The organism is Paractinoplanes pyxinae, assembly GCF_026626335.1.
Classification (GTDB): Bacteria; Actinomycetota; Actinomycetes; order Mycobacteriales; family Micromonosporaceae; genus Actinoplanes; species Actinoplanes pyxinae.
The window spans coordinates 358,289-382,949 of the sequence record NZ_JAPNTZ010000004.1 but is presented as its reverse complement, the minus strand read 5'-3'; the positions used below and the strand labels follow the sequence as shown (position 1 = coordinate 382,949).

Sequence of the window (24,661 nt, the reverse complement as noted above, 5' to 3'; positions counted from 1 at the left end):
GGCCATGACGCTGCGCGAGACGCCACCGTTCCGGGCCGACCACGTCGGCAGCCTGCTCCGCCCGGCCCAGCTGCTCGAGGCCCGCGAGCGACGGGCCACCGGCGAGATCGACGCCGACGAGCTGCGCGCCGCCGAGGACGAGGCGATCCGCGACGTGGTGCGCATGCAGCGCGACGTGGGCCTGCGCTCGGCCACCGACGGCGAGTTCCGCCGCACGTCGTGGCACATGGATTACATCTACCGCCTCGGCGGCATCCACCCCACCGACGAGAAGATCCAGGTCCACTTCCGCAACGCCGAGGGCGAGATCGACTTCGAGTCGGCCGCGCTGGCCGTCGACGGCCCGATCCGGCTGACCGAGACGATCTTCGGGGACGACTTCTCGTTCCTGCAGTCCGTCGTGGAGCCCGGCGTCACGGCCAAGCTGACCATCCCGTCGCCCAGCATGGTGCACTACCGCGGCGGCCGGGCCGCCATCGATCCCGCCGTCTACCCCGACCAGGATCAGTTCTGGGCCGACCTCAGCGCCGCCTACGCCGAGCAGGTGCGCCGCGTCGCCGATCTGGGCTGCCGCTATCTGCAGCTCGACGACACCAGCCTGGCCTACCTGAACGACCCGGCCCAGCGCCGCCTGCTCACCGAGCGTGGCGACGACGCCGAACACCAGCACCTGCGCTACATCCGCCAGATCAATGCGGCGATCGCCGGCCGCCCCGAGGGCCTGGCCGTCACCACCCACATGTGCCGGGGCAACTTCCGCTCGTCGTGGACGGCCGAGGGCGGCTACGACTTCGTGGCCGAGGCCCTGTTCAACGAGCTGGCCGTCGACGGCTTCTTCCTCGAGTACGACGACGACCGGTCCGGCGACTTCGCCCCGCTGCGCTTCGTCCCGCCCGGCAAGCAGGTGGTGCTGGGCCTGGTCACCACCAAGCGCGGCCGGCTCGAGTCGAAGGACCAGCTGAAGCGCCGCATCGACGAGGCCGCCCGCTACGTCCCGCTCGAGCAGCTGTGCCTGTCACCCCAGTGCGGCTTCTCCTCCACCGTCGAGGGCAACGTGCTCACGTACGACGAAGAGGTGGCCAAGCTGGCCCTGATCGTCGAGACCGCCGAGGAGGTGTGGGGCTAAGGCAAGAACTCCCGCACCAGGTCCTCGCTGGCCGCCCACAGCTCCCGGCGCCGCTCCGCTTCCGGCGGCTTCAGCCGGGCGCCGCCGGGGCCGTAGAAGCCCGGCTCGTGGCCGTTCACGGCCAGCCCGACCGGCGTACGGGCCGCCCGTGCGGGGTCGGCGCCGAAACGCTGCTGCACGGCGTTCAGCAGGAACCGCAGCGTTGCGGGGACGCCCGGCGCGTCGCGGAACACACGCGTCGCCACCAGCCCGGGGTCGACGCAGCTCACCGCGAGGCCCGGTTCCCGCCGCGCCAGTTCCAGGGCGAACAGGTCGCAGGCGTGCTGGGTGCGCCCGGCGATCCGCAGACCCCGGCCGCCGCGCCGCAGGTTCAGATCGTCCATCGGTCCCAGCGTGTCGCCATAACGGCCCGCGTTCGCCACCAGCACCACCCGGCCGCCCGGCACGAGCCGCGGCAGCAGCCGGCGGACCAGCAGATAGCGGGACAGATAGTTGAGCACGAAGGCCCGTTCCAGCCCCTCCTCGGTGTGCTCGGCGCGCAGCGTGAAGATGCCCGCGCAGCACACGATCGCCGCGAGGCGCCCGCTTCCCACCTCGTCGGCCGCCCGCGCCGTTTCACTCAGCAGACTCAGATCGGCCCGGACGGCGCCGTTCCGCCCGACGGTCAGCGCCCGCTCCCCCAACGCGGCCGCGACCGCGCCGCCGATTCCCGTTGATCCCGTGACCAGCACATCCCTCATGCCTCGACGCTAGAAACGAACGGCGGGACACTCCATGTGTGTCCGTCCCGCGAAGCACATCGGACGTCCTGGGCTCGGTGCTGCGCGAGGTCAGCTTCGCCAGTGCCGCCTACCGGTGGGTCGAGATGGGCGCGCCGTTCCGCCTGGTCTTCGACCGTCCCGGCCTGCGCGGCGTCCACCTGATCGCGTCCGGCGCGTGCGAACTGGCCCTGGCCGGCGGCACGGTGACGCCCCTGGCCGCCGGCGACACGGTGATCCTGCCCCGCGGCGACCACCACGAGCTGCGCAGCGGCGCCGCCGCCACCGCCACCTCGGGCTTCGAACTGGCCGCCCGCACCCCCGGCGCCCGCCTGCGCGGCTGCGGCCCCCGGGTGACGGCGACGATCGTGTGCGGCGCCTTCATCGCGGGCGACCCCGGCCACCCGGCGTTGCGCGGCCTGCCCCCGGTGCTGTTCGTGCCCGGCGTGGACGGTCACCCGCCGTCCTGGCTGGCGCCCTACGTCGAGGTGCTGCGCCAGGAGGCGTTCGACGCCGGCCCCGGCAGCGACGTGGTGATGGCCCGTCTGTCGGACGCGCTGATCGCCCGGGTGCTGCGCGAGCCCGGCCCGGTGGCCGACCACCCCGGGTGGCTCGCCGGCCTGCGCGATCCGCATCTGGCCGCCGCGCTGGCTGCCCTGCACGCCGAGCCGGCCCACCCGTGGACGCTGGCTTCCCTGTCCGCCGAGGCCGGCCTGTCCCGGACGGCCTTCACCGCCCGCTTCGCGCGGACCGTCGGCGAGCCGCCCATGCGCTACCTGCAATCGCTGCGGTTGCATCAGGCCCGCCGCCTGCTCGCCGAAGAACGCCTCACGGTGGCCGCGGTGGCAACGCGGGTCGGCTACACCTCGGACGTGGCCTTCGCCGCCGCCTTCCGCCGCGTGTTCGGCGTTCCCCCGGCCGAGTGGCGCCGCAGCCTCGACAGCCCGCGCTGACGGCGGGAGACTCGGGACGTGGCGCTGGCCGGGCGGGCCGAGGAGCTCGCGGCGGTGCTGGACTGCGTCAGCGACGCCGCGGCTGGACAGGCCTCGACGCTGCTGGTGCGGGGCGAGCCGGGCGTGGGCAAGACCTCCCTGGTCACCGAGGCCTGCCGCACAACCGGCGACGGCGTCGAGGCCCTGTGGGCCCGCTGCCTGCCGCTGACCTCGATGACCACGCCGCTGCTCCCCCTGCGCGACGTGCTGCGGCGGGCCGGCCTGGCCGAGGACGTCTCGCTGACGGCGTTCGACACGTGGCTCGACCGGGCCACCGCCGACCGGCCGCTGGTGCTGGTCGTCGACGACCTGCAGTGGGCCGACCGCAGCTCGCTCGACGTCCTGCTCTACACGATCGCCGGCCGGCCCGACCGCGGTCTCGGCCTGATCGCCACCATCCGAGCCGGCACCGAAGGCGACTGGCTGGCCGGCTGGCTGTCCGACGTGCGACGGCTCCCCCGGGTACGGGAGGTGGCCCTCGAACGGCTCGACCGGGCCGGCACGGGCGAGCAGCTGACCGGACTCTTCGGCCGCCCACCCGACGAAGCCCTGGTCGACGAGGTGCACACCCGCACCCACGGCAATCCGTATCTCACCCGCCTGCTGGTGCGGGACCTCGACCCGCACGCCACCGCGCTGCCGCCGTCGCGCCCGGCCCAGCTGCGGGACGCCGTGATCCGGCCGTGGCAGGCCCTGCCCGCGCCGGCCCGGCAGTTGACGCGGCTGGTCGCCGTGGGCGGGCGTCCCCAGACGTACGACCGGCTGGCCCGCCTGGCGCCGGCGCTCGGATTCGCCGATCCGGTGCTCCCGGCCCTCCGCGAGGCGGTCGACGCCGGCGTGCTGTTCGTGGATCCGGACGGCCGGCACTGGTTCACGCACCCGCTGCTGGCCGAGGTCCTGGACGACGATCTGCTGCCCGAGGAAAGGCGGCGCATGCACGCCGCGTACGCGTCGGCCCTGGACGAGACCGAGGCGGTGGACCTGGCCGACCACTACGCGCGGGCCGGAATGACGGAGCCGGCCTTCCGGTGGGCGTTGCGTGCGGCCGGAACCGCTTCCCGGCCCGCCGAGCAACTGAGCCTCCTCCGGCGGGCACTGTCGCTGTGGGCCGGCGTCGGCGATCCCGGCGTGAGCCAGGCCGGCCTCTGGGAACGCATTCAAGTCGCCGCCCAGCGGGCCGGCCTGGAACACGAGGAGCTGGAGGCGCTGGCCGTCCTGATCGGACTGACGTCGGCGGCTCGGGAGCCACGCGGGCTGGGCCGCCTGATGACGCGTCAGGCGGTGCTGCGAATCTCGATGGGTCTCGCCGGGCCGGACCCGGGTCTGATGAGGGCCGCGACCGCAGTCACGGCGACGTGCCCGGACAGCGCGGAGCATGCCTTCGCGACCGCCGTGCTGGCTCAGTGGCTGCTGTGGGCGCACGATCCTGAGGGCCCGTCGGTCGCCGGGAACGCTCTCGAGCTGGCCGAGGCGAATGGCGACGAACAGGCGAAGGCAGAAGCGCTCCTGTCCGTGGCGTCGGCCTGTTTTCTCACGGCTCGTTCCGGCCACCACGAGGCGACAGCGCGGGCTTGGCGGATCGCCTTCCGCCACCGGCTGCCCGACGTGCTCAAAGGGGCCGCCTACGCGACGGCCAACCAGCACGAAGGGCCGTTCCGGGACGTCGCGGGCGTCTACCGGCGAGCCGCCGAGGACTTGGCAGCGATCGGAGCCGCGCACAGCCACGTCGCCGAGATGTGCGCGTGGGAGGCGGCCTGCCTGCTGTGGACCGGCGATTGGCGGACGTGCCGGCAACGGCTCCGGGTGGCGCTCGGCGCCCGGCCCGGCGCTCGCGGTGACGCCCTCGCCCGGCTGACCGCGGCCAAGCTGGCCTGCCTGCAGGGCCGCCCTGACGAGGCCGGCGCCCACCTGGCGCGAGCCGAGGAGATCTTCCCGTCCGCCCACCTCGGCCGGTCGTTTCTGGGCTTCGACGAGGTGCGGGTGCAGGTGGCGCTGGGGGCGGACGAGCCGGAGCGCGCCTTCGACATCGCCGTCGGCGGCCTGGAGCTGACCGGGAACGCCGAGGACATGCTGCCTCTCGCCCTGCGGGCGCTCGCCGATCAGGCGGAGGCTTGCCGGGACGCCGGCCGGGATCCAGGCCCGGCTCTGGAACGACTGGCCGCGTTCCGGCTTCGTTATCCCAGGGTCGTGGTCGATCCGGGGGCAGTGCTGCCGGACGCCGAAAGGCGTGCATTCGAGGCGCTGGCCGAGGCAGAGATCGCCCGCGCCCTGCGTGACCCGGACGAGCCGGAGCGGTGGCGTTCCGCCGCCGAAGGTTGCGCAGCCGCCGACCAGCCGTGGGACGAGGCCTACGCACGCTGGCGGCAGGCCCAGGCCGCCCTGCGGAACCGAACCACCCATCGCGAAGCCCCCGAGGCGCTCCGGGCCGCCCACCGCCAGACCGTCGAACTCGGGATGGAGAAGCTACGCACCGAGGTGGAGCGGCTGGCCCGCACCGCCCGCATCGACCTGACCCGCACGGACCGGCCCGAGCCGACGCCGCCCGCCTTGCCCGGCCTGACCGCGCGCGAGCGGGAAGTGCTTGCCCATCTCATGGCCGGCGGCACGAATGCCGAGATCGCGAAGACGCTCGTGCTCAGCGAGAAGACGATCAGCGTGCACATCTCGAACATGCTCCGGAAGACCGGGACCACCAACCGCGTCCAGCTGGCCGAGCTCGCTCGTAGGCACGGCGCTCGCAAATCTGAGGAGGACTGAGGCCCTTTCTGAGGAGTCGTTCCCGATGTGGGGCGGGTGGCCGGGACGCCAGCGTGGAGTCATCCCGACAAGGAGGACTCCATGTCCATTCGCACCGCACCCATCGCCCTGGCCCTGACCGCCGTTGCCGCCGCTTCTCCCGTTCAGCCGGCGTGGGACAACCCGCGTCCGGTGGCGCCGGACCGGGCCACCGTGGCCCACGGCGCCCCGGTCCGGCTGGTCCAGTCCACCGGCAACCTGTACTGGACGGCCGTTCGCGGCGGCCGGGCCGTCGTGTTCCGCACCTCGAAGGATGGCTTGCCCGGCCAGGAACGGGCGATCTATTCCGTCAGCGCGGCCAGGTACCGGCTCGGCGCCGTCACCTACGCCCGGGCCGGCACCTCGTTCCGCTTCTGGGTGGCCGTCACCGACCGGCGGACCAACCGCTCCTGGATCCGGCAGTTCGCCGGTCCGGGTCAGAGAACCATCATCTCGCCGCGGCCGATCGGCGACCGCGACCTGGCCACCAACGGCCGCTATCTGTTCTGGGCGGACACCGGCGGCATCCGCCGCGTGCCCGCGGCCGGCGGCACGAGGAGGACGATCTTCGCCGGCGCCGGTCTGCGGCACGTCGGCGTCGGCGGCAACTACCTCTACTTCTCGCAGGGGAAGCAGATCTTCCGCACGGATCTGAACGGAGGCGGCCGGATCAAGCTGATCCCGCGCACGACCGACACGGTGACCGCGATGCACGTACGGAATGCGACGGTCTATTACGGCCTCCGCAACGGCCTGGTCCGCAGCCGGACCGGCCTCAACCCCACGGTCGGCTGGCGGTCCTCGCCGACCAGCAGCGTCACCTCGATCTCGCACAACGGCGCGACCATCGTCTGGTCATGGTGCGCCCGCACGACCGGGAACAACTGCACGATCCGCTTCGTGGGGCGGGACACCGTGTATCTCGCCGGGAACAAGGTCCACGACGTGCAGGGTGACCTGCGGTCGACCTTCTACGCGAACAGCGCCGGCGTGCAACGGCGCTGAGAACAGACTGATCCCCCCGGCAGCAGGGATTGCCGGGGGGATCAGCCGTGCTTCTACTTGACGGCGCCGGCGGTGAGGCCCGCCTGGATCTGCCGCTGGAAAATGGCGTACACGATAATCATCGGCAGAATCGTGAGCACCAGCGCCGCGAACAGGGTCGACCATTCGGCCTGATAGCCGGCCGACACGCTGATCTGGGCGATGCCCTGGGTCAGCAGCAGCTTCTGGTCGGCGCCGGGGCCGCTCATGATGACCACCGGCAGCAGGTACTGGTTCCACTGGCCGACGATGTTGAAGATCGTGATGCTGACCAGGCCGGAGCGGGCCATCGGCATCATGATCTGGAAGAACTTGCGGACGTGGGAGGCCCCGTCGACGGTGGCCGCCTCCTCGATCTCGTACGGCAGGCTCTTGAAGAACGCGGCCAGGAAGAAGATCGTGAAGGGCAGCGAGTACGCGATGTAGACCAGGATGAGGCCGGTGAACGAGCCGAGCAGCCCGATCCCCTTCAGGATGTAGAACAGCGGCGCCAGCGCCATGAAGGTCGGGAACGCCAGGCCCGAGACGAACAGGTAGTAGATCGCGCGGTTGCCCGGGAACTTGTAGCGGGCCAGCACGTAGGCGGCCATCGCGCCCAGCAGCATCGTGCCGGCGGTGCTGATCACCACCACGAAGACGCTGTTGATGAAGTAGCGGCCGATGTGGGCGTCGCTCCACGCGTTGGCGTACGTGCTGAACGAGAACTCGTTGGGCAGCGCGAACGGCTTGCCCAGGAAGATCTCGGTGTTGCTCTTGAACGACGCGAGCAGCACCCACAGCAGCGGGCCGGCCGTGATCAGGGCCCACGCGACCAGGGCGACGTGCGACAGGCCGGTGGCGATCTTGAGGTCGCGCTTGGGCTCCGGCGGGCGGCCCGCCGAGCGGGCGGTGGTGCTGGGGGTCTTGGCAATGGTGGTCATCGTCTCGCCTCTCGCCGCTCAGGCTTCGACGGATTCACGCCGGGTGGCCGAGAGGGTCACCCAGGCGAACGTGAGGGTCAGGAAGAAGAGGACCACGCCCAGCGCGGAGGCGTAGCCGGCCTGCGAGAACTCGAAGGCGTTGCGATAGATCATGAGGCTGAGCACCGAGGTCGCGCCGTCCGGGCCGCCGCGGTCCACGGTCATGATGTTGACCAGGGCGAAGGCGTCGAAGGCGGCGATGCCGAGGTAGACCCAGGCGACCTGCACCGTGTTCCACAGCAGCGGGATGGTGATCCGGAAGAACAGGGTCATGCGGCTGGCGCCGTCGATCGCGGCCGCCTCGTACACCTCGGTCGGGATGTTGCCCATGCCGGCCGAGAACAGCACGACGTAGAAGCCGACCGCCTGCCAGACCAGCACGACCAGGATGCAGCCCATCGCGTACCGCTCGTCGGCCAGGAACAGCCAGGGCTGCCACGAGTCGGGGAACAGGCCGTTGATCATGCCGCTCTTGTCCGGCCCGAACACCCGGCCGAAGATGACGGCCACGATCGCGAGGGCCAGCAGCTGCGGGAAGAAGAAGATGATCCGGTAGACCTTGGAGCCCCACACGCCCCGGGTCACCCCGCCCTTGTGCCCGCCGCCCACGTTGAGCAGGAAGGCGAAGATCAGGGCGAGGACGACGGTGATGATCGGCAGGAAGACCAGCAGGAAGATGTTGTGCTTGATCGACTGCCAGAAGGTGGTGTCGTCCCACATCTTGCGGAAGTTGCCCAGGCCGACGAAGTTCTCGACCGGTCCCAGGCCCGACCACTCGTACACCGACAGATAGAAGGCCTGGATGTAGGCCCAGACCACGAAGGTCACGTAGAGCGCCACCGGCACGACAAGGAAGCCGATGATGAAGGGATACTTGCCGTGCCGCATGGCGTCTACCGTCCTGCCTTCGTGCTGTGGACCAGTTACGAGTTGATCAGCTGCGGGTGAACTTGGTGACGGAGCTGTCCTTGGCCACGGCCTGGGACGCCTTCTCCATGCGCTCGCAGAACTTGGCCGCGTCGTAGTCCTTGAACATCAGGTCGTTGGCGGCCGCGCGGGACTCGTCGTCGAGCTTCTTGTACCAGGTGTCGAACAGGTAGCCCATGAAGATGTCCTTGCCGGCCTTGGTCACCGCGTCGTTCGCGCTGGTCAGACCGGGCGAGATCGTCTGGCCGTCGGCAGCGCCCGCCACCACCGTAAGCGACTTCGTGAGCTTCGTGAACTCCAGCGCCGCCTCCTTGGAGAGCATGGTGCGCAGGTACTCCTTGCCGCCCTGCGGGTTCTTGCCCTTGGCGGCGGCGAAGTAGATCTCACCGGCGGCCGCGTTGATCGCCGTGGCCGGCAGCTTGTCGGACGCCGTCACGCTCGGGTACGCCGCGATCGCGTACTCGAAGCCCTTCGGGGTGTCCTTGGCCTGCTCGTTCTCGAGCCAGGAGCCGCACGGGTAGAACCCGACCTTGTCCTGGTTCTGCTGCAGCTGGACCTCGGTGTGGCGCAGGCCGAGGAACGTCTTGTTGATGTAGTTCTTGCCGATGCCGGCCCAGGCCTCGGCCGCCTGCTTGATGGCGTCGTTGGTCCAGGCGCCTTCCTTCAGGTTGTCGATGTCCTTCAGGACCTGCTCGGTGCCGATCTTGGCCGCGCTGGTCATGATGGCCCGCACCATGTAGTACGACGCGTTGGCGCCCGCGTAGCCGAACGGCACGACGCCCGCGGCCTTCATCTTGTCGCACAGCGCGGTGAACTCGGCCCAGGTGGTGGGCGGGGTCCAGCTGTTCTTCTTGAACAGCGCGGCGTTGTACCAGAGGCCGAACACGGTGTACGAGTAGTTCACCGCGAACGGCTTGCCGTCGTAGCTGCCCTGCTCGATCGCGCCCGGCACCAGGGTGTCGGCCACGGTCTTGCCCTGGATGTCGAGCGACGGCGCGGCGAACAGGTCGGTCAGGTCGGCCGCCTGGCCCGCCTTCACGATCGCGCCGAAGTCCATCAGCTTCGAGCCCGAGTTGTTGATCATGTCCGGCGGGTTGCCGGCGTTGATCCGGGGCTGGATGACCGTCGAGATCTCTTCGGTCTGCGAGTACGTGATCTTGGCGTCCGGCCACTTCTTGTTGAACAGCGGCGTGTCCACCTTGGTGGCGTAGTCCGTGCCCAGACCGCCGTTGAAGATCACGATCTCGACGCCCGACTTGGGGTCGATGCCGAGCGGGTTGTCCGCCGACTTCGTGCCGGTGGCCTGCTCCGGCGTGTCCTCGTCGGAGCTGCCGACACAGGCGCTGAGCATGCCCACGGCGGGGGTGGCCAGGAGACCGACGGCAGCCGCGCGACGCAGCAGCGTACGGCGGTCCAGTTCGGGCTTCGGGAATATGTCGGTCACAGCATCTCCTCAGTGCTTGCTGTTTTGCTGCCGTACGGGTGTTGAGTCCCGATCATCCCTTGACCGCGCCAGCCGTGAGGCCGGTCGCGATATTGCGCTGGATGATGAGGAAGAAGATCACCACAGGGATCGAGGTGATGATCGCACCGGCCATGAGGGGCCCCCAGGCGGTACCGCGCGTTGTCTGGTTCTGCAGCAGCCAGGCCATCAGGTTCTGCTTGTCCGGGCTGTTGAGCGTGTTGATGATGATGAACTCGTTCCAGGCCTGGATGAACCCGTAGACGCTGGTGGCCACCAGTCCGGGGCCGGTCAGCGGCAGGATGATGCGCCAGAACACCTGCCCCCGCGTGCAACCATCGATCAGCGCGGCCTCGTCGAGCTCCCGGGGAATGCCGGAGATGAAGCCGCGCAGAGTCCACACGGTGTAGGGCAGGATCAGCACGAGGTAGGTGATGCTCACACCGATCAAACTGTTGGTCAAGTCCGCGCTCTGCAGCATGAGGAAGAGCGGGATGAGCAACGACAGGAACGGGATCAGCTGCACCACCAGGACGACCAGGATGATCGCCTTGCGGCCGTAGAACGAGAACCGCGCGATCGACAGCGCCCCGAGGAAGCCCACGACCAGGGCGCCGGCCACCGCCAGCAGGGTGACGATGACGCCGTTGAGCATGTCCTTCATGAACAGCGGGGCCTTGAAGGCGGAGATGAAGTTGTCGAACGTCGGGCTGGTCGGCCAGAACGTCGGCTCCAGGGCCAGCACCTCGTCGGCCGGCTTGAACGCGGTGTTCAGCACCCAGTAGACGGGGAACAGCATGAGCACCGAGAAGACGACCCCGGCCGTGTTGGCCAGGATCGTGCCGGCCCGGCTGCGCCCGACGGTGATCACACCGTCGTCGCCCTTGGCCCGGCGGCGCTTGAGCGGGACGGTGGAGGCCGGCGCGGGCGCGGCGGGACTCGCTGCGGGGGCGACCATCAGTCCACCTCTCCGATCCTGAACATCTGCCGGATATAGAAGATCATCACGCCGAGCATGAGCAGCACCGTGATCACTGCGATGGCCGAGCCCAGGCTGTACCGGGACTGACCGAAGGCTTGCGTGTACGAGTAGGTCGCGAGCGTCTGGAACTGGGGTTCCGGGTGGCCGTCGCGCAGCACCCAGGCCTGGGTGAACAGCCCGAAGTTCCAGATCACGGAGAGCGTCGTGACGATCATGATCAGCGGCTTCAGGATCGGCAGGATGATGTTGCGCAGCGCCTGCCAGGGCGTCGCCCCGTCCACCGTGGCCGCCTCGAGCAGCTCCTTGGGCACCTGGGTCAGGCCGGCGTTGAGCGTGATGGCCAGGAACGGGATGCCCGCCCAGACCACCAGCGTGGTGATGACGCTCCAGCCCTGCCACGGGTTCACGAACCAGCTGTGGTTCTGGTAGTCGACCCCGGGCAGCTTGTCGATCAGATAGTTCACGACGCCGAAGTCGGAGTCGGTCATCCACCGGAAGATCTGGGCCGCGACCAGCTGCGGCAGCGCCCAGACGAACATCATGGCGACGACCATGAACAGCCGGACGCCGCGGCTGACCCGGCGCATCAGCAGCGCGATGCCCAGGCCGAACAGCACCGAGATGAGGACGGAGACGAAGGTGAAGGCGACCGTGCGCCCGACCACCGACCAGAAGACCCCGTCGCCGAGCACCTTGGTGTACTGGTCGAAGCCCACCCACGGGGGTGTGCGCCCGCTCAGCAGCTCGCGCAAGCGCATGTTCTGGAAGGACAGGACGACCATCCGGACCAGCGGGTAACCCAGCAGGCCGGCGATCAGCACGAGAGCGGGCAGGGCGAGCAGCCACGGGGTGCGGCCGCTCTCGCGCGAGCGGCGCTTCGGCTTGGCGTGGCCGGGCGCCCGGTGCTGCTGCGACCGGCCGGGGTCGTTCGGCCGCCGGGTCGCCGGGGAGTCGACGACGGACATCGGCTTTCCCTTTCTGAAGGGGCTGGCAAGCTGCCCGCCTCACGGGGAGGCGGGCAGCTCGGCGGATGTCAGCTCTCGTTGAGCGTCGAGTTGATCTGGTCGTCGGCCCACTTGGCGCCGTCAGCCACCGACTTCTTGCCGGTCAGGATGTCGGTCAGCATGGTCTGCAGCACCGCGCCCTTCTCGACGTCGGCCCACTTCTCGGCGTTCGGCGGGAACCAGCTGTTCTTCGCGGCCAGCGCGGCCGGGGCGATCTTCGGGTTGTCCGCGGCGGCCTGGTCGAGCAGCGCGGTCGCGTTCGGCAGCGCGTTGGCCTTCACCAGCCCGGCCATCGAGGTGCTGTCGGTGAACGCCTTGATCCACTGAGCGGCCAGTTCCTTGTTCTGGCTCTTCTCGGTGATGCCCAGGTTCGAGCCACCGAGGAACGACGGGATCTCCGGCATCGGCGCGGCGGCCAGCTTGCCCTTGACCTTGGTCGCCACCAGCGGCGAGTTCGGGTCGTTGGGGTCCTTCTTGGTCTCCTCGGCCGAGCCCTGCTCCCACGCGTTGCCGTAGAACATCGCGGCGGTGCCCTGGGCGAACGTGTTGGCCTGGTCGTTCTCGTTCTTGGTGGGGTCGGCCTTCGAGTACTTCTTGACCAGGTCGACCCAGCGCTGCAGACCCTCGATCGACTGCGGCGTCGAGAGCTGGCCGGCCCACTTGTCGCCGTCCTGCTTGGCGATCTCGCCACCGGTCGACTTGACCCAGCTCATCGCGGCGTACCAGTACTGGCCGGGCATGTAGACGGCGCCGAACTTGCTGTTCGCCTTCTCGGAGGCCTGCACCTTCTCGGCGGTCTGCAGGAACTCGTCGTACGTCTTGGGGGCCTCGGCGCCGACCTTCTTGAGCAGGTCGGTGCGGTAGATCAGCACGCGCGCACCGGCGTAGTAGGGCACGCAGTAGGTCTGGCCCTCGAAGTCACAGGCGCCCTTGAGGCCGGCCAGCCAGGAGCCCGAGTTCTCGTAGTCGGCCGGGTTGACCGCACCGAAGGCGCCGCTGAACACGTACTTGGGGAACTCGGTGTTGCCCAGCTCGACCACGTCGGGCACGTCGCTGCCGGCGAGGGTCGCGTCCAGCTTGGTCAGGTGGTTGGCCCACTGCTGGTACTCGACGTTCACCTGAGCGCCGGTGGCCGCGGTGAAACGCTTGCTGGCGTCGTCGACCACGCCCTTCCAGGCGGTCTGCGCGTCGACCATCAGCCAGACCTTGAGGGTCTTGCCGGTGCCGTCGACCTTGCCCGAGGCCGAGGTGGTGGGGGCGTCTTCGTCGTTGGAGCCGCAGGCCGCGGCCCCGAGCAGCGTCGCAGCGATGGCCGCGGCGGCAGCGATCTTGCGCTTCACGCTTCCTCCTGGGGAGATTTATCTACTGGGGATGATGCGATTTCAGGTGGTACTGCCGTCCTTGGCCGCCTTGTGGCCATGTACAGCCTGGGCGGTGCGCTGGAAGGCGGCGTGCGAACGTTCGTGGGTCCGCTGCGCGACGGCTACGTAGAGAAGATCGAGGACGACCAGCTGCGGGTGCCGGGCGCTGAGCGCGTCGGGCCGGAACGTGGTCGCTTGAGTCGCGGTGAGAAGGGTGATGTCGGCCAGCTCGGCCAGCGGCGAGCGCGGGAAGCTGGTGAGGGCGATGGTGGTGGCGCCCCGGCTGCTCGCCTCGGCGAGCATCTCGATCGTCTCGCCGGTCTCTCCGCTGTGCGAGATGCCGAGCGCGACGTCACCGGGCCGCGAGAGCGCGGCGCTGGCCAGACCGTTGTGCACATCGGTCCAGGCCCAGACCGGCACCCCGATGCGGTGCAGGCTGAACTGCATCTCCTCGCCGACCAGCGCGCTTCCGCTGGCGCCGAAGATGTTGACCCGGGTCGACGCGGCGATCGCCACCGCGGCCCGCTCGACCTCAGCCAGGTCGAGCAGCGCGGCCGTGTCGTGCATGGCCTGGGTGTCGGCCGCCATGATCTGGCCCAGAACCCGCTCGAGCGGGTCGTTCGGCTGGATCTCGCGCCCGATGTCGACCGTCCACCCGGCGGAACGGGCTCGCCCCGTCTCCGCCGCGATGCCCAGTCGCAGATCCGCGTACCCGTCGAAACCGAGTGCGCGGCAGAACCGGGTGATGGTCGCCGGCGAGGTGCCACTGCGCTCGGCCAGCTCGACGATGGTCGCCCGGGAAGCGGCGGCCGGGTCGGTCAGGACGTGCTCAGCGACGCGTCGCAGCGCCCCCGTGAACTCCGACTGCAACGACCGCACCCGGGCGAGCACGCCGTCGGAGTTGTGGCTGGTGGTGACCCCGGTACCAAGAACCAGGGAGTCGACGACCGCGGTCGACGCGGCGCCGTCCATCTCCGGCTCGCTCATTGGCCACCCTTTCAGGAAACAGTGTTTACTGTCGCGGTAAAAGTTCTTACTAACCGCCCCTCCGTGTCAAGGAGTTGGGCGAAGTTTTCAAACCGTTACCTGACCTGCGCCGATGAACGCGTGTTACGCCGGCACCGCTTGACGGTCATCAATCCGGAAATGCTCTTTACGACGTGACAGCCATCACATGCGGGGCTATGTCCGGGTTTGACATGGGCCTTTCGGCGGTGCGGCGGCCGATGATCGGCTGGCTCCGGACGTCCGATGGGGCCATCTCCGGGCGATCCTGAAACGTGATTTTTACTCGGGAAACAAGGTCAACATCGTTTCCCGTACGGGCATCGCGCCTGCCCGACAAGTCGGAGCACACACTCCACCCGTGGCCGCCGTTCGCCCCTCGCCCGGGTCGGTCGACGCCACCGCCGCTGTTACGCCGCTCGATGCGAACCCCGACCGCCACCGGCATCACGACGTAGACGATCATCACTGGGTGCCAGCCGAAGACGCCGCCCTGCCGCCGCACACTCCCCTGCTGACCACCGCGACCGGGGCGCAGGTCCTGGCCTTCGAAGCGCCGGCCGCCCAAGCCCTCACCTGGTGGCGCCGCCTGCGCGACGCCCACCCCACCACCGGCTACTGGCCCGTGCTGCTGGACGCCGACGCCCCGGAGTACTTCGCCGACGCGTACGAGTACGAGAGCCCGGCCGACGCCCATGCTCGCCTCAAGACACTCGACGGCGCGACGCTGCTGGCCGACCGCTGGGCCGCCAAGCTCGCGATCTACGGTCCCGAGCTGACCGCCGAGATCAACACCGACCTCAACCAGGAACGCCCCTGGCCCACCGCCCCCGAGCGGCGCGGCTCCGAGTTCGCCGACTCCGACTACAGCGCCGGCCCAGAAGCTCTTCCATCAGACGCTCACGACGCGAACACCAGCACCGAGGCGATCGCCGGCTCTGGCTCCGACGACACGGTGACCGTCGCGCTGGTGCCGGCCCCCGCGGGCTGGATGGTTCCGGTGGTGCTGCACTACGGCGGCTGGAACGACTACCCCGACCCCGCCGAGCACGCCGCGATCCTCCGCTACTGGCACGACCGCTACGGCGCCGACCTGGTCTCCATGACCGGCACGACCACCGAGTTCGCCGTGGCCCGCCCGCCCCGCACCCACCCCGACGCCCTGCGCCTGTCCTGGGAGTACCGCGCCTACAACGACGGCTACTTCGACTTCTACTTCGCCGACAACCTCACCGACCTGGCCGCCAGCCTGCTCGAGGCCCCCGTCTGGCGCTGCTGGTGGGACTGAGACTCAGGCGGTGGCCGCGATCGCGTCGGTGAAGGCCTGCGAGCGGTGCTCGAAGTTGCGGTACTGGCCGTAGCTGGGCGCGGCCGGCGACAACAGCACCACGCCACCCGCCGGCGTCAGCTCGCGCGACAGGCGTACGGCGTCGGGAAGGTCTTGCGCAGCCACGCTCTTGATCTTGTCGAGCCCGGCGAGCTCGGCCAGGATGCGCGGACCGCTGTCGGGAATGCCGATCACGGTGAGTTCCTTGCCGGCCAGAAAGTGACGCAGCGGCGAGTAGTCGAGACCACGGTCGGTGCCGCCCAGCAGCACGGTGAGCGGGCGGTCCGAGTAGGCGTCGATGGCGTGCATGGCCGAATACGGACTCGTGGAGAGCGTGTCGTCGACGAACGTCAGCCCGGACGGGTCGCTGATCTCGGTCAGCCGGTGCGGCAGCCCCTCGAACGACGCGACCGCCGCGGCCAGCCGCTCTTTCTCGCCCGGCACGTCGATGCCGATGCCGTCGAGCACGGCCAGCGCCACACACAGGTTGCGGCCGTTGTGCCCACCCTTCAGCCGTAGAGCCGAGCGCTGGAAAAGCGGCTCGTCGGAGCAGTAGACGATGTCGTCCTCGACCCGGAAGCGCGAGTCGTCGGCGGCGGCCGGGATCGGCGGGAAGCCGTTGGCGTCGGTCACTCCGCGGATCTCGTTCCGCAGCCGCTCGTCCGACCCGTTCACGACGATCATTTCCGGACTGTGGCGCAGCAGGTTGAGCTTGTCGCGGTAGTACTCCGCCTCGCCGCCGTGCGCATCGAGGTGCTCCGGGAAGAGCGACGTCACGACGGCCACCCGCGGCGAGTCGGTCAGGTCGGCGCACTGATAGCTCGACAGCTCGAGCACGTACTGCTCGGCGTCCGGCAGGTCGAGCAGCGGCACCCCGATGTTCCCACCGAAGATGTTGGGCCGGTCGACCGCCGCCAGCAGGTGACTGATCAGGCTCGAGGTGGTGCTCTTGCCCTTGCTGCCCGTCACCCCGATCGTTCGCGCCGCGTGATCGGCCATCCAGAGCGCGCTACCGCCAGTGATCGTGACCCCGCGACGGCGCAGCTCCGCCATCCACGGGTGGGTTTGCGGTACGCCCGGGGAGCGCACGACCACGTCGGCCGTCACCAGCGCCGGGAAGGCGTGGTCACCCCCGGCCAGCGGCGCCAGCTCGGCCAGCGGCCCGTCCCACGCGACCGACAGGAAGTTCGCGCTGTCATCGACCGCGATCAGCCGCGACGGCCCGTGCGGGGCGATCGCCGTCACCGCGGCCCGCCCCTCGCGGCCCGTGCCCCAGACCGCCACGGACCGGCCCTTCAGGTCTGCCAGGCGCACGTTTCTCTCCCCTTCGACGAGTCGGACTAGTATGGCCGGTCGGCCCTCAGACAGGAGTTCCCGGGTGCAGTTCGACGTCATGCGGTTCCCCTCGTACGCCTTCGACCCCACAACCGGGGTGGCGACGTTCGACTACGTGCTCGACGGCCCCGACCCGCTGCACTTCACCGAGACGATCACGCTGCCGGTTCCGGCCGGCGACCGCCCGGCGCCGCCCGCGCTGGGCCGGGTGCTCGACCTGCTGCACGTGGTGGCCGGGGTGAGCTACTACAAGGTCGGCGCGCCGCCCCGGGTCGTCGCGCCCAAGCCGGTGGCGCGCGAGGTCGCCGCGTACTTCACGGCCGTCTACACCAAGGGCCTGGCCGAGTACGCCTACCGCAACCAGCTCGCTCACGTCCTCGACCTGGTCGTCGAGGTGCCCGAGGGTGACGCCGAGCCGGCCGAGCCGGTCGACAACAGCCAGGGGCGGCCGCTGTCGGCGGTCGGCGGCGGCAAGGACTCGATCGTCACCCTGGAGATTCTGCGCGCGGCCGGGCTCGACCCGGTGCCGTTCTCGGTGAATCCGAACCCGGTGATCCAGAACGTGAACGCCGCCTCCGGCCTGGACGCGCTGGCCGCCCGTCGCAAACTCGACCCGCGCCTGTTCGAGCTGAACAAGGCGGGCGCGCTCAACGGCCACATCCCGGTCACGGCGATCAACTCGCTGATCGCGATCGCCACCGCCGTCTGGCACGGCCTGGGCCCGGTCGTGATGTCCAACGAGCGCTCGGCCTCCGACCCGAACCTGATCTGGAACGGTCACGAGGTCAACCACCAGTGGTCCAAGGGCGTCGAGGCCGAGGGCCTGCTGCGGGCCGCGGTGACCACGCACGCTGGCCTGACCGAGCCGTACTTCTCACTGTTGCGCTCGCTGTCCGAGCTGCACATCGCGCAGCTGTTCGCCCGTCACACCCAGTACGACGATGTGGTGACCAGCTGCAACAAGGCGTTCAAGCTGCACGACCCGACGGCCCGCTGGTGCGGCGACTGCCCCAAGTGCCGCTTCGTCTACCTGGCGATGGCCCCCGCGATGCCCCGCGACCGCCTCAACCACATCTTCGGCCACGACCTGTTCGCCGACGAGGCGCAGGTTCCCGGCTTCCTCGAGCTGCTGGGCATCGACGCCCACAAGCCCTTCGAGTGCGTCGGCGAGGTGGAGGAGTCAGTGGTGGCCCTGTCCATGCTCGACGACGACGCCCCCGTGCTGGTCGCCCTGCGCGCCGCCGTCCCGGCCGAGGCCTGGGCCACTGCCAACCGCGAGGACGTCCTCACCCCCGGCGGCCCCACCTACGTCCCGCCCGCCTACGCCAAGATCCTGACCGAAGCCCTGTGACCGAGCCCGACCCCGCCGCCGGCCCGCAGGCTGGCCTGCCGCCCGAGCCCGGAGCCGGCGGCATCTACGTCGGCCAGGCGGACCTCGACGCGCCCGGCGAGCAAGGTTGGCTGCTGGGTCACTTCCGCCCGGCCGGCGACCCCCGCCACAGCGCCGACGTCGAGATCAAGTGGGGCCGCCACCCCAAGGGCGACCGCCGCGCGAAGTGGGTGACCGGCGAGGAGCGCACAGCGTTGCTGGTCCTGATCCAGGGCCGCTTCCACATGGAGTTCCCCGACCGCACAGTCGTCCTCACCACCCCGGGCGACTACGTCGTCTGGGGCCGCGGCGTCGACCACTCCTGGCTCGCCGAGGAGGAGGACACGGTCGTCCTCACGGTCCGCTGGCCCTCGATCGCCGGCTACAAGGTCCCGCCGCCCGAATAGCAATCCCCACACTCTGCGGCGACAAGCCGACGAGTGCGCGACGGCCCAGGTTGAGCGCGGTTACTCCGGGGCGTCGTGGTGGATGCGGTCCGGGGAGACGCCGAGCTGCTGCAGGGCGAGGCTGGTGGCGGCCAGCATCAACGGCGGACCGGCCAGGTAGACCTCGTGGTCGGACCACTCGCCGTATGCCGCGACCGCATCGGTGACCAGCCCTGACGCGTACGGACCGGGGTCGCCTTCCGAGACCACGGGCACCACCGTCGCGCGGCGGGCGGCGCGGGCCACGGCGGCGATCTCGTCGATGTCGTAGAGCTCGTTCAGATCGCGTACGCCCCAGAACAGCACCGCCGACCGGGAGTCACCGGTGTCGGCCAGCTCCGTCAGCAGCGCCTTCAGCGGCGCCACTCCCGTGTCGCCGGCGATCATCAGCAGGTCGCGGGTGGACTGCTCGGGCAGGGTCATGCCGCCCTCGGCCCGGCTGATCCGGATCCGGTCGCCGGCGCGGGTGCCGTGGACGAGCGTGCCGCTCACCCCGGTCGTCGTCTTGGCCCGTACGTGCAACTCGATCAGGTCGTCCCGGCGCGGCGCCCCGGCCAGCGAGTACGGCCGCCAGATGGCCGGCTGCCCCGGCACCTGGAAGCGCGCGAACTGCCCCGGCCGGAACGGCATCGGCAGGTCGGGCCGCAACCGCACCACGGCCAGGTCGGGCCGCCGAAGCTCGTGCGCGACCACAGTCGCGTCCCATACAGGCGGGTCGTACGCGGCCCGAACCGCGCCGTGCGCTATCCACTCGTACACGTGCTGCCAGGTCGACCGCCAGGCCAGGTCGAAGTCCTGCCGCCATTGCCCCGGCGCCATGCCCGCCCGCATGGCCTCGGCCAGCGCCGCTCCGACCAGTCGCATCTGCCCCGGATCGATCCCGCACGCGGCCAGGGCCGCCCCCAGCCGTCCCGTGCCTTCGACGAGCACCGGCGGCCGGTCGAGGTGGTGCACCAGCCAGGTCAGGGCCCGGCCGAGCTGATCGGCGTGGGTTCGCGGCCCGCCCGGCAACGCCGCCATCAGCCCCGGGTGCGCCTGCAGCAGCGCGGCCCGCAACCGCTCGGCCACCTCGGCCGGCCCACCCGCGAACGTCAGGCTCGTGCTCAGCAATCGCTGCGTCTGCCGCAACAGCGCATCGTCGGCCGGATCCATCCCGTCCGCGGCGCCCCGATCCCGCGACACCATCGGCGGCGTGACGTGCGGAAGATCGAACCCCGGCAACCGAGGCGCCGGCGCCCCCGTCGCGCGAGTGCTCTCCCGCTGACCTTCTCCCCGCAAAAACCCACCTTCGTCCCGTACGCGGTCACCCCGCACCCGGCCCCCGCCGGCCCACTCAGGCCGTGGCCCCGCCTCGACCTCCGGCCCTTCCACCACCCAAGGAGCGACCACCGGCCGTTCCTCACGCTCCACCCGCCGAACCGGCAGCCCAGCGAACTGATTGCGGCTGGGCTTGCCCACAGCCTCCACGTCCGCGAACCGCCCCGCCTCCTCGGGTGTCACCAGCCCCATACCCGGCCGCGGGTCCCCCGAACGTGCAACTTCCTCAGATCCCCCACCACCCGCTTCGGCAGCGTCCGTCGTGAGCTCCCGGCCCACACCCCGAACGGCCTCAGCCTGGCGACGAGCTTCCGCCGCCGTCAGATACCCCTCACCCGGCTGGCGAGCCCCACCGGCAGCCTCCTCAACCAACCGAACGGCCCGACCCGACAAACCGGCCCGACGAGCCGCCTCCAGATACCGCTCAGCCTCCCCCGGCGTGATCGCCGAAAGCGCGGACCGCAGCTCCGCCTCGGAAATCTCCCCCACCTCGAACGAGGCCAGCAATTCCGCGTCGAAGTCAGCGTCGGCCGCGCGCTGCGTCAGCTCAGCCGCCCGCCTCCGAGTCGGGTCGATGGCAGGCATCCATCGCCGCCCCACCGCCGGACCAGCACCCCCACCGACATAGGGATCAGGTTCAGCCCCAGACGATTCCCGCTTGCCCCCCGGCGGCACCCCCCGCACCGACCGCCGATCCCAAAACGACCGCCCCGGCGCCGGCGCTACAGCCCCGCTAGCAGCCGCCTCCGCAGCTTCCCCGGTCGAACCGCCAGGTCGGCCGCCTCCCGACCCACCCCGGCCGCCGACCGTTCCTCCACCGTCGCGTTCCGTCCCAGACACATCCGCGTAGTCCGAGGTGTCCCCAGCCCCTTGACCAGCACCCGCCAGGCCACCACCGCCAACCGCGCCTGCAGCCCCTCGACCACCGCTCGCCACGCCGCCACCGCCAGCCGCGTCCACAGCCCAGCGACCAACACTTGCCACGCCGGCGCCACCAACCGCGGCCGCACCGTCCTGATCAGCGCCAGGTGGGCCGGCGTAACCACGCGCGCCCGCACTCCCACGGCCGCCAGGCGCGTCCGCCTCACCGGGAGCGCCGGTCGTTCCGTAACCGCCAGGCGCGCCGGCGCCAGCGGGGGCGCCGCCCGTCCCGCGGCCCCCGCCACTCGCGTCACCGCCACCCGGAGCGCCGGTCGACCCGCGGCCGGGGCCGAGCACACCAGGGTCGCCGGATGCGCCCGCTACCCCTCGACCGGTGCCTGGCGCACTGACGTCTCCGGCTCCGGGCCGGAGGCTGGCGGGCATGGCCCACCGCGGCCGCAAGGGCTGCTCAGGATCGTCATAGTGGGGCGGGGCAGCCGGAAGTCCGGGCCGCGACGCGCCCGGCGGCAGCGCCTCGTGATGCTCCCCCGGCGGCAACGGCGGAGCCTCTTCCCGCTGCTGGCGGAGGGCTTCCACCGTGTCGGCAATGCCCGCAGCCACCGCGTCCGGCGCGGCCTGGCGCAGCCGAATGGCCCGCAGCAGGGCCAGCAGATGCTGGTCGGCTGACGACTCCGAGCCCGATCCGGACGACACTGGAAACACCCCCGCTTCGCGGATCACACCGGCCACTTCAACCGTACTTCCGCAGGCAGCCCCGCGCCGCGCTACCGCCAGACAGGCCCTGTCCTGGCAACTAACGCGAGCCACCATCCCCGGCAATGCCGACCGCCCGGACACCGCTGCCCCGCCGCCCACTCGCCACGGACTACCGCAGACACCCGACGCAGTCCCCACCGGCTGATCCCAACGACCCTCGCGCCGGTCATCGCTGCCGGTCGATTCAACGCAGCAACCGCTCCGTCGCCGCCGCAGCCCGCCGTCCGATCGTGATGGTGCGGCAACTCGGCCACCGGATCATCGAACAACCCGGCCCCGCCTCGACCGCCACCTCCGCCCCGACCCCGCGTTGGCCCCGCGCTGCCCTTAGCTCCCAGTTTCCAGTTTCCAGTCTCCGGTCTCCGGTCTCCGGTCTCCGGTCTCCGGTCTCCGGTCTCCGGCGCAGCGAACTACTCCGTCCAAGCCACCACCCGAATCCGCTCACCCTGCTGAGCGCCCAGCCCACTATCCGACCGTGACAGGCGGCAGCTCGGTCACCGGATCGCCGAACACCTGCCGCTGCCCGACCCCGCCTCGGCCGCCGCTTTAGCCGGGCCGCGGCCCAGACCTAGCTCGCGCTGGCCTGCCCTCGCCCCGCCCCGCCGGTACGGCTCTCGCCGACGCTATGGCCGGCACGCGGCGTCTCCCCGGCACTGGCACCCCGGTCCCCGGTCCCCGGCCCCGGCCCCGGCCCCGGCCCCGGCCCCGGCCCCGGCCCCGGCCCCGGCCCCGGCAGCGATGATCACCACATCGCGGCGAGCTTCCACGCCAGCGGTCGAGCACACTCACCATCGGCCACCGCATTCGTGACGCCAGCCGGGCAGGTCGCGACAGGCGAGACCGCCATGACGCCCCGCATAGCAGCGAGCAACCGCAGCCTCAGCCGAGCACACGCGCCATGCGCGCCACCGCCTCGGCCAGGATCTCGGGGCTGGTGGCGAAGTTGAGGCGGACATAGCCCGAACCAGCCGCCCCGAATCGGGTGCCCGGCTCCAGCGCCACCCGGCCCTCGGTCAGGAAGCGGTCGCGCGGTTCGGCGTCGCGCCCCAGGGCTGAGGCGTCGAGCCAGGCCAGGTACGTGGCCTCGGGCGGCACCCAGCTCAAGCCCGGCAGCTGGGCGGCCAGCAGCGACGCCAGCTGGTCGCGGCGGGCAGCCAGCGTGGTGAGCAGCGTGCTCAGCCAGGCGTCGCCCTCGGTGAACGCGGCGACGGACGCGAGCACGCCGAGGTGGCCGGTGCGTTCGGTGACCTCGGCGACCAGGCCGTCGACGACGCGGGCCATGCGTGGCGAAGCGCTGACGACGGCCGCGCACTTGAGGCCGGCCAGGTTGAACGCCTTGCTCGCGGCGACCACGGCCAGAGCGACCTCGGCCGCGCCGGGCACGGAGAGCAGCGGCGTGAAGGTTGCCCCGGGCAGCACCAAGGCGCCGTGGATTTCGTCGCTGATGATCGGCACGTGGTAGAGCCTCGACAACCGTACGAGCTCAAGCAGTTCGTCTCGCGTATGCACGCGGCCGACCGGATTGTGCGGGTTGCACAGGATGTAGGCGGCGGGATGCGCGGCAAACGCGGCCTCGAGCGCGGGCAGGTCGAGCTTCGTGCCGGCCAGCGGCACCTCGACCACCCGGCCGCCCGCCTCGGGCACCCAGTCGAAGAACGGCGGATAGACCGGCGGGCTGATCACCACCGGATCGCCCGGGCGGACCAGGCGGCGCAGCAGCTCGACCACGCCGACGCCGACGTCGGTGACCTGGGTGACGTGGGCCGGGTCGACCGACCAGCCCCACTGCCGCCCGGCGAACCCGGCGAACGCCTTCCCCAGCTCGCGCCCGGGCGTGGAGTAGCCGACGTCGCCCCGGGCCACCGCCTCGGTCAGCACGGCGGCGATCGGCGACGCGAGCAGGTAATCCATCTCGGCCACGAAGAGCGGCAGCACGTCGGCCGGGAACGTGCGCCACTTGACGCTTTGCCGCAGGCGGAGGTCGGCGAGGGCGGGGACGGTCAGTTCTGCGGTCATGCCGACATCTTTCCCCGACCCTCCGACAGTTTTCCGGCCGCGGATTTCTGTGAATTCGCTGCGAGCTTCACCGCCCTCTGGAAGGCTGCACCCAGGATCCCGACGGTTGCCCCCGGGCCGCTCGGCTTGAGCCCACGCGAGGCGGAGCCATGAGCATCAGCCACCATCAGACGGCCAGCGGCCGACCGCTGCGGGTCTCGCCTGCGTGGGTCGGGGGCGCCGGCACGGCCAAGAACGAACACCTTATGCCCGTACGCGAGGCAGTGTGGGTCTGGAGCGTCAGGCGTTACGCCCGGCTGGCTCTGTGGGCCTTGCCGGCCGCCGCCTTGCTGCACGGCTGGACGACATTGGGCATCGACACCCCACCCGGCCCGCTGCTGGTCACCGTGGCCGCGGGGTGGCTGGCCGCCATCGCCATGATCGCCCTGGCCGGGCTGCTGGCCGGTTCCCGCACCCGCCGGTCCGCGCTGGCCGGCCTGCTTCTGGGCCTGGCCGGAATGGCGGTCACGCTGCCGTTGGCCGCGCTTCCCGCCGGTACGGTGGCCGCCGGCTCAGCCCTCAGCGTCGAGCAGCTGCGTCTGGTCGAGCTGGGCGCCACCGCCGCCGCCGGTCTGGGCTGGGTGCTGCTGGGCTGGGCCGTCTTCCGCTCGCGGCTGGTCAACCCGGCCGACGGCGTGCTGCTCATGCTGGCCGCCGCCGCGATCGGCGCCGGGGCCCACGCGCAGCGGCCGCTGCCCACCATCGGCGCGCTGCTGCTGCTGGCCGCGGGCACCGGCCTGGCCTGGACGGGTGGCCGGCTGGTCCCCCGGCACTGAAAA

The 24,661-nt window shown here is 70.8% G+C and carries 19 protein-coding genes; 8 read left to right on the top strand and 11 right to left on the bottom strand.

Annotated features, from left to right (window positions below):
- The first annotated feature begins 4 nt into the window (after positions 1–4).
- The gene (locus OWR29_RS12960) at positions 5–1,126 is read left to right on the top strand and encodes a 5-methyltetrahydropteroyltriglutamate--homocysteine S-methyltransferase (protein WP_267562953.1); all 1,122 of its coding nucleotides are present in this window, start codon (positions 5–7) and stop codon (positions 1,124–1,126) included.
- Here the strand turns inward: OWR29_RS12960 and OWR29_RS12955 are convergent.
- Positions 1,123–1,866 (bottom strand): Rossmann-fold NAD(P)-binding domain-containing protein, encoded by a 744-nt coding sequence (locus OWR29_RS12955; RefSeq protein ID WP_267562952.1) that lies wholly within the window; start codon positions 1,864–1,866, stop codon positions 1,123–1,125. The genes OWR29_RS12960 and OWR29_RS12955 overlap by 4 nt on opposite strands.
- Positions 1,867–1,904: 38 nt before the next feature.
- On the opposite strand from OWR29_RS12955, the gene OWR29_RS12950 reads away from it, so the two are divergent.
- From OWR29_RS12950 to OWR29_RS12935, 3 genes are all read left to right on the top strand, one after another.
- Positions 1,905–2,837, top strand: coding sequence for an AraC family transcriptional regulator (locus OWR29_RS12950; protein ID WP_267562951.1), 933 nt, complete (start codon positions 1,905–1,907; stop codon positions 2,835–2,837).
- Between the two features lie 18 nt (positions 2,838–2,855).
- Positions 2,856–5,633, top strand: a complete 2,778-nt coding sequence (locus OWR29_RS48035; protein ID WP_324291241.1) for a helix-turn-helix transcriptional regulator — start codon at positions 2,856–2,858, stop codon at positions 5,631–5,633.
- An 81-nt stretch (positions 5,634–5,714) separates the two neighbouring features.
- Positions 5,715–6,656, top strand: a complete 942-nt coding sequence (locus tag OWR29_RS12935) for a hypothetical protein (protein WP_267562950.1) — start codon at positions 5,715–5,717, stop codon at positions 6,654–6,656.
- Positions 6,657–6,709: 53 nt separating this feature from the next.
- On the opposite strand, the gene OWR29_RS12930 is transcribed toward OWR29_RS12935, so the two are convergent.
- From OWR29_RS12930 to OWR29_RS12900, 7 genes are all read right to left on the bottom strand, one after another.
- Positions 6,710–7,615 (bottom strand): carbohydrate ABC transporter permease, encoded by a 906-nt coding sequence (locus tag OWR29_RS12930; protein WP_267562949.1) that lies wholly within the window; start codon positions 7,613–7,615, stop codon positions 6,710–6,712.
- An 18-nt stretch (positions 7,616–7,633) separates the two neighbouring features.
- Positions 7,634–8,542 (bottom strand): carbohydrate ABC transporter permease, encoded by a 909-nt coding sequence (locus OWR29_RS12925; protein WP_267562948.1) that lies wholly within the window; start codon positions 8,540–8,542, stop codon positions 7,634–7,636.
- Between the two features lie 46 nt (positions 8,543–8,588).
- Positions 8,589–10,025, bottom strand: a complete 1,437-nt coding sequence (gene ngcE, locus OWR29_RS12920; protein WP_267562946.1) for an N-acetylglucosamine/diacetylchitobiose ABC transporter substrate-binding protein — start codon at positions 10,023–10,025, stop codon at positions 8,589–8,591.
- A 52-nt stretch (positions 10,026–10,077) separates the two neighbouring features.
- Positions 10,078–11,001 (bottom strand): carbohydrate ABC transporter permease, encoded by a 924-nt coding sequence (locus OWR29_RS12915; RefSeq protein ID WP_267562945.1) that lies wholly within the window; start codon positions 10,999–11,001, stop codon positions 10,078–10,080.
- A complete protein-coding gene (locus OWR29_RS12910; protein ID WP_267562944.1) occupies positions 11,001–11,990 on the bottom strand; it encodes a carbohydrate ABC transporter permease in 990 nt (329 codons plus the stop codon). Before OWR29_RS12910 ends, OWR29_RS12915 begins: the two co-directional genes overlap by 1 nt.
- 68 nt (positions 11,991–12,058) lie before the next feature.
- Positions 12,059–13,369, bottom strand: a complete 1,311-nt coding sequence (locus OWR29_RS12905; protein WP_267562942.1) for an extracellular solute-binding protein — start codon at positions 13,367–13,369, stop codon at positions 12,059–12,061.
- Positions 13,370–13,411: 42 nt separating this feature from the next.
- On the bottom strand, positions 13,412–14,377 hold the full coding sequence (locus tag OWR29_RS12900) for a MurR/RpiR family transcriptional regulator (RefSeq protein WP_267562941.1): 966 nt from the start codon (positions 14,375–14,377) through the stop codon (positions 13,412–13,414).
- Positions 14,378–14,867: 490 nt separating this feature from the next.
- Here OWR29_RS12900 and OWR29_RS12895 point away from each other — a divergent pair, with 490 nt between their 5' ends.
- Complete coding sequence (locus OWR29_RS12895) at positions 14,868–15,683, top strand: DUF4253 domain-containing protein (RefSeq protein ID WP_267562940.1); 816 nt, start codon at positions 14,868–14,870, stop codon at positions 15,681–15,683.
- A gap of 3 nt (positions 15,684–15,686) precedes the next feature.
- On the opposite strand, the gene murD is transcribed toward OWR29_RS12895, so the two are convergent.
- Positions 15,687–17,036: a UDP-N-acetylmuramoyl-L-alanine--D-glutamate ligase gene (gene murD / locus OWR29_RS12890; RefSeq protein WP_267562939.1), complete on the bottom strand. Its 1,350-nt coding sequence runs from the start codon at positions 17,034–17,036 to the stop codon at positions 15,687–15,689.
- A 31-nt stretch (positions 17,037–17,067) separates the two neighbouring features.
- Between murD and OWR29_RS12885 the strand changes: the two genes are divergently transcribed.
- Both OWR29_RS12885 and OWR29_RS12880 read left to right on the top strand, forming a co-directional pair.
- Entirely contained in the window at positions 17,068–18,408 is a 1,341-nt protein-coding gene (locus tag OWR29_RS12885; RefSeq protein ID WP_267562938.1) for a MurL-like N-terminal domain-containing, read from the top strand.
- A 35-nt stretch (positions 18,409–18,443) separates the two neighbouring features.
- Complete coding sequence (locus OWR29_RS12880; protein WP_267563264.1) at positions 18,444–18,833, top strand: cupin domain-containing protein; 390 nt, start codon at positions 18,444–18,446, stop codon at positions 18,831–18,833.
- Between the two features lie 60 nt (positions 18,834–18,893).
- On the opposite strand, the gene OWR29_RS12875 is transcribed toward OWR29_RS12880, so the two are convergent.
- On the bottom strand, positions 18,894–20,000 hold the full coding sequence (locus OWR29_RS12875; RefSeq protein ID WP_267562937.1) for a globin: 1,107 nt from the start codon (positions 19,998–20,000) through the stop codon (positions 18,894–18,896).
- Positions 20,001–22,706: 2,706 nt separating this feature from the next.
- Positions 22,707–23,843, bottom strand: a complete 1,137-nt coding sequence (locus OWR29_RS12870; RefSeq protein WP_267562936.1) for a MalY/PatB family protein — start codon at positions 23,841–23,843, stop codon at positions 22,707–22,709.
- 149 nt (positions 23,844–23,992) lie between these two features.
- Here OWR29_RS12870 and OWR29_RS12865 point away from each other — a divergent pair, with 149 nt between their 5' ends.
- Positions 23,993–24,658 (top strand): hypothetical protein, encoded by a 666-nt coding sequence (locus tag OWR29_RS12865; RefSeq protein ID WP_267562935.1) that lies wholly within the window; start codon positions 23,993–23,995, stop codon positions 24,656–24,658.
- Positions 24,659–24,661 lie beyond the last annotated feature (3 nt).

What these genes read in the sequence shown, in the direction of transcription:
- OWR29_RS12960 (WP_267562953.1), top strand. Translation starts at nt 5, where the DNA reads ATGACGCTGCGCGAGACGCCACCGTTCCGGGCCGACCACGTCGGCAGC.
- OWR29_RS12930 (WP_267562949.1), bottom strand. Translation starts at nt 7,615, where the DNA reads ATGACCACCATTGCCAAGACCCCCAGCACCACCGCCCGCTCGGCGGGC.
- OWR29_RS12925 (WP_267562948.1), bottom strand. Translation starts at nt 8,542, where the DNA reads ATGCGGCACGGCAAGTATCCCTTCATCATCGGCTTCCTTGTCGTGCCG.
- OWR29_RS12885 (WP_267562938.1), top strand. Translation starts at nt 17,068, where the DNA reads ATGGCCGGTCGGCCCTCAGACAGGAGTTCCCGGGTGCAGTTCGACGTC.
- OWR29_RS12900 (WP_267562941.1), bottom strand. Translation starts at nt 14,377, where the DNA reads ATGAGCGAGCCGGAGATGGACGGCGCCGCGTCGACCGCGGTCGTCGAC.
- OWR29_RS12910 (WP_267562944.1), bottom strand. Translation starts at nt 11,990, where the DNA reads ATGTCCGTCGTCGACTCCCCGGCGACCCGGCGGCCGAACGACCCCGGC.
- OWR29_RS12915 (WP_267562945.1), bottom strand. Translation starts at nt 11,001, where the DNA reads ATGGTCGCCCCCGCAGCGAGTCCCGCCGCGCCCGCGCCGGCCTCCACC.
- OWR29_RS12955 (WP_267562952.1), bottom strand. Translation starts at nt 1,866, where the DNA reads ATGAGGGATGTGCTGGTCACGGGATCAACGGGAATCGGCGGCGCGGTC.
- OWR29_RS12870 (WP_267562936.1), bottom strand. Translation starts at nt 23,843, where the DNA reads ATGACCGCAGAACTGACCGTCCCCGCCCTCGCCGACCTCCGCCTGCGG.
- OWR29_RS12935 (WP_267562950.1), top strand. Translation starts at nt 5,715, where the DNA reads ATGTCCATTCGCACCGCACCCATCGCCCTGGCCCTGACCGCCGTTGCC.
- OWR29_RS12865 (WP_267562935.1), top strand. Translation starts at nt 23,993, where the DNA reads ATGAGCATCAGCCACCATCAGACGGCCAGCGGCCGACCGCTGCGGGTC.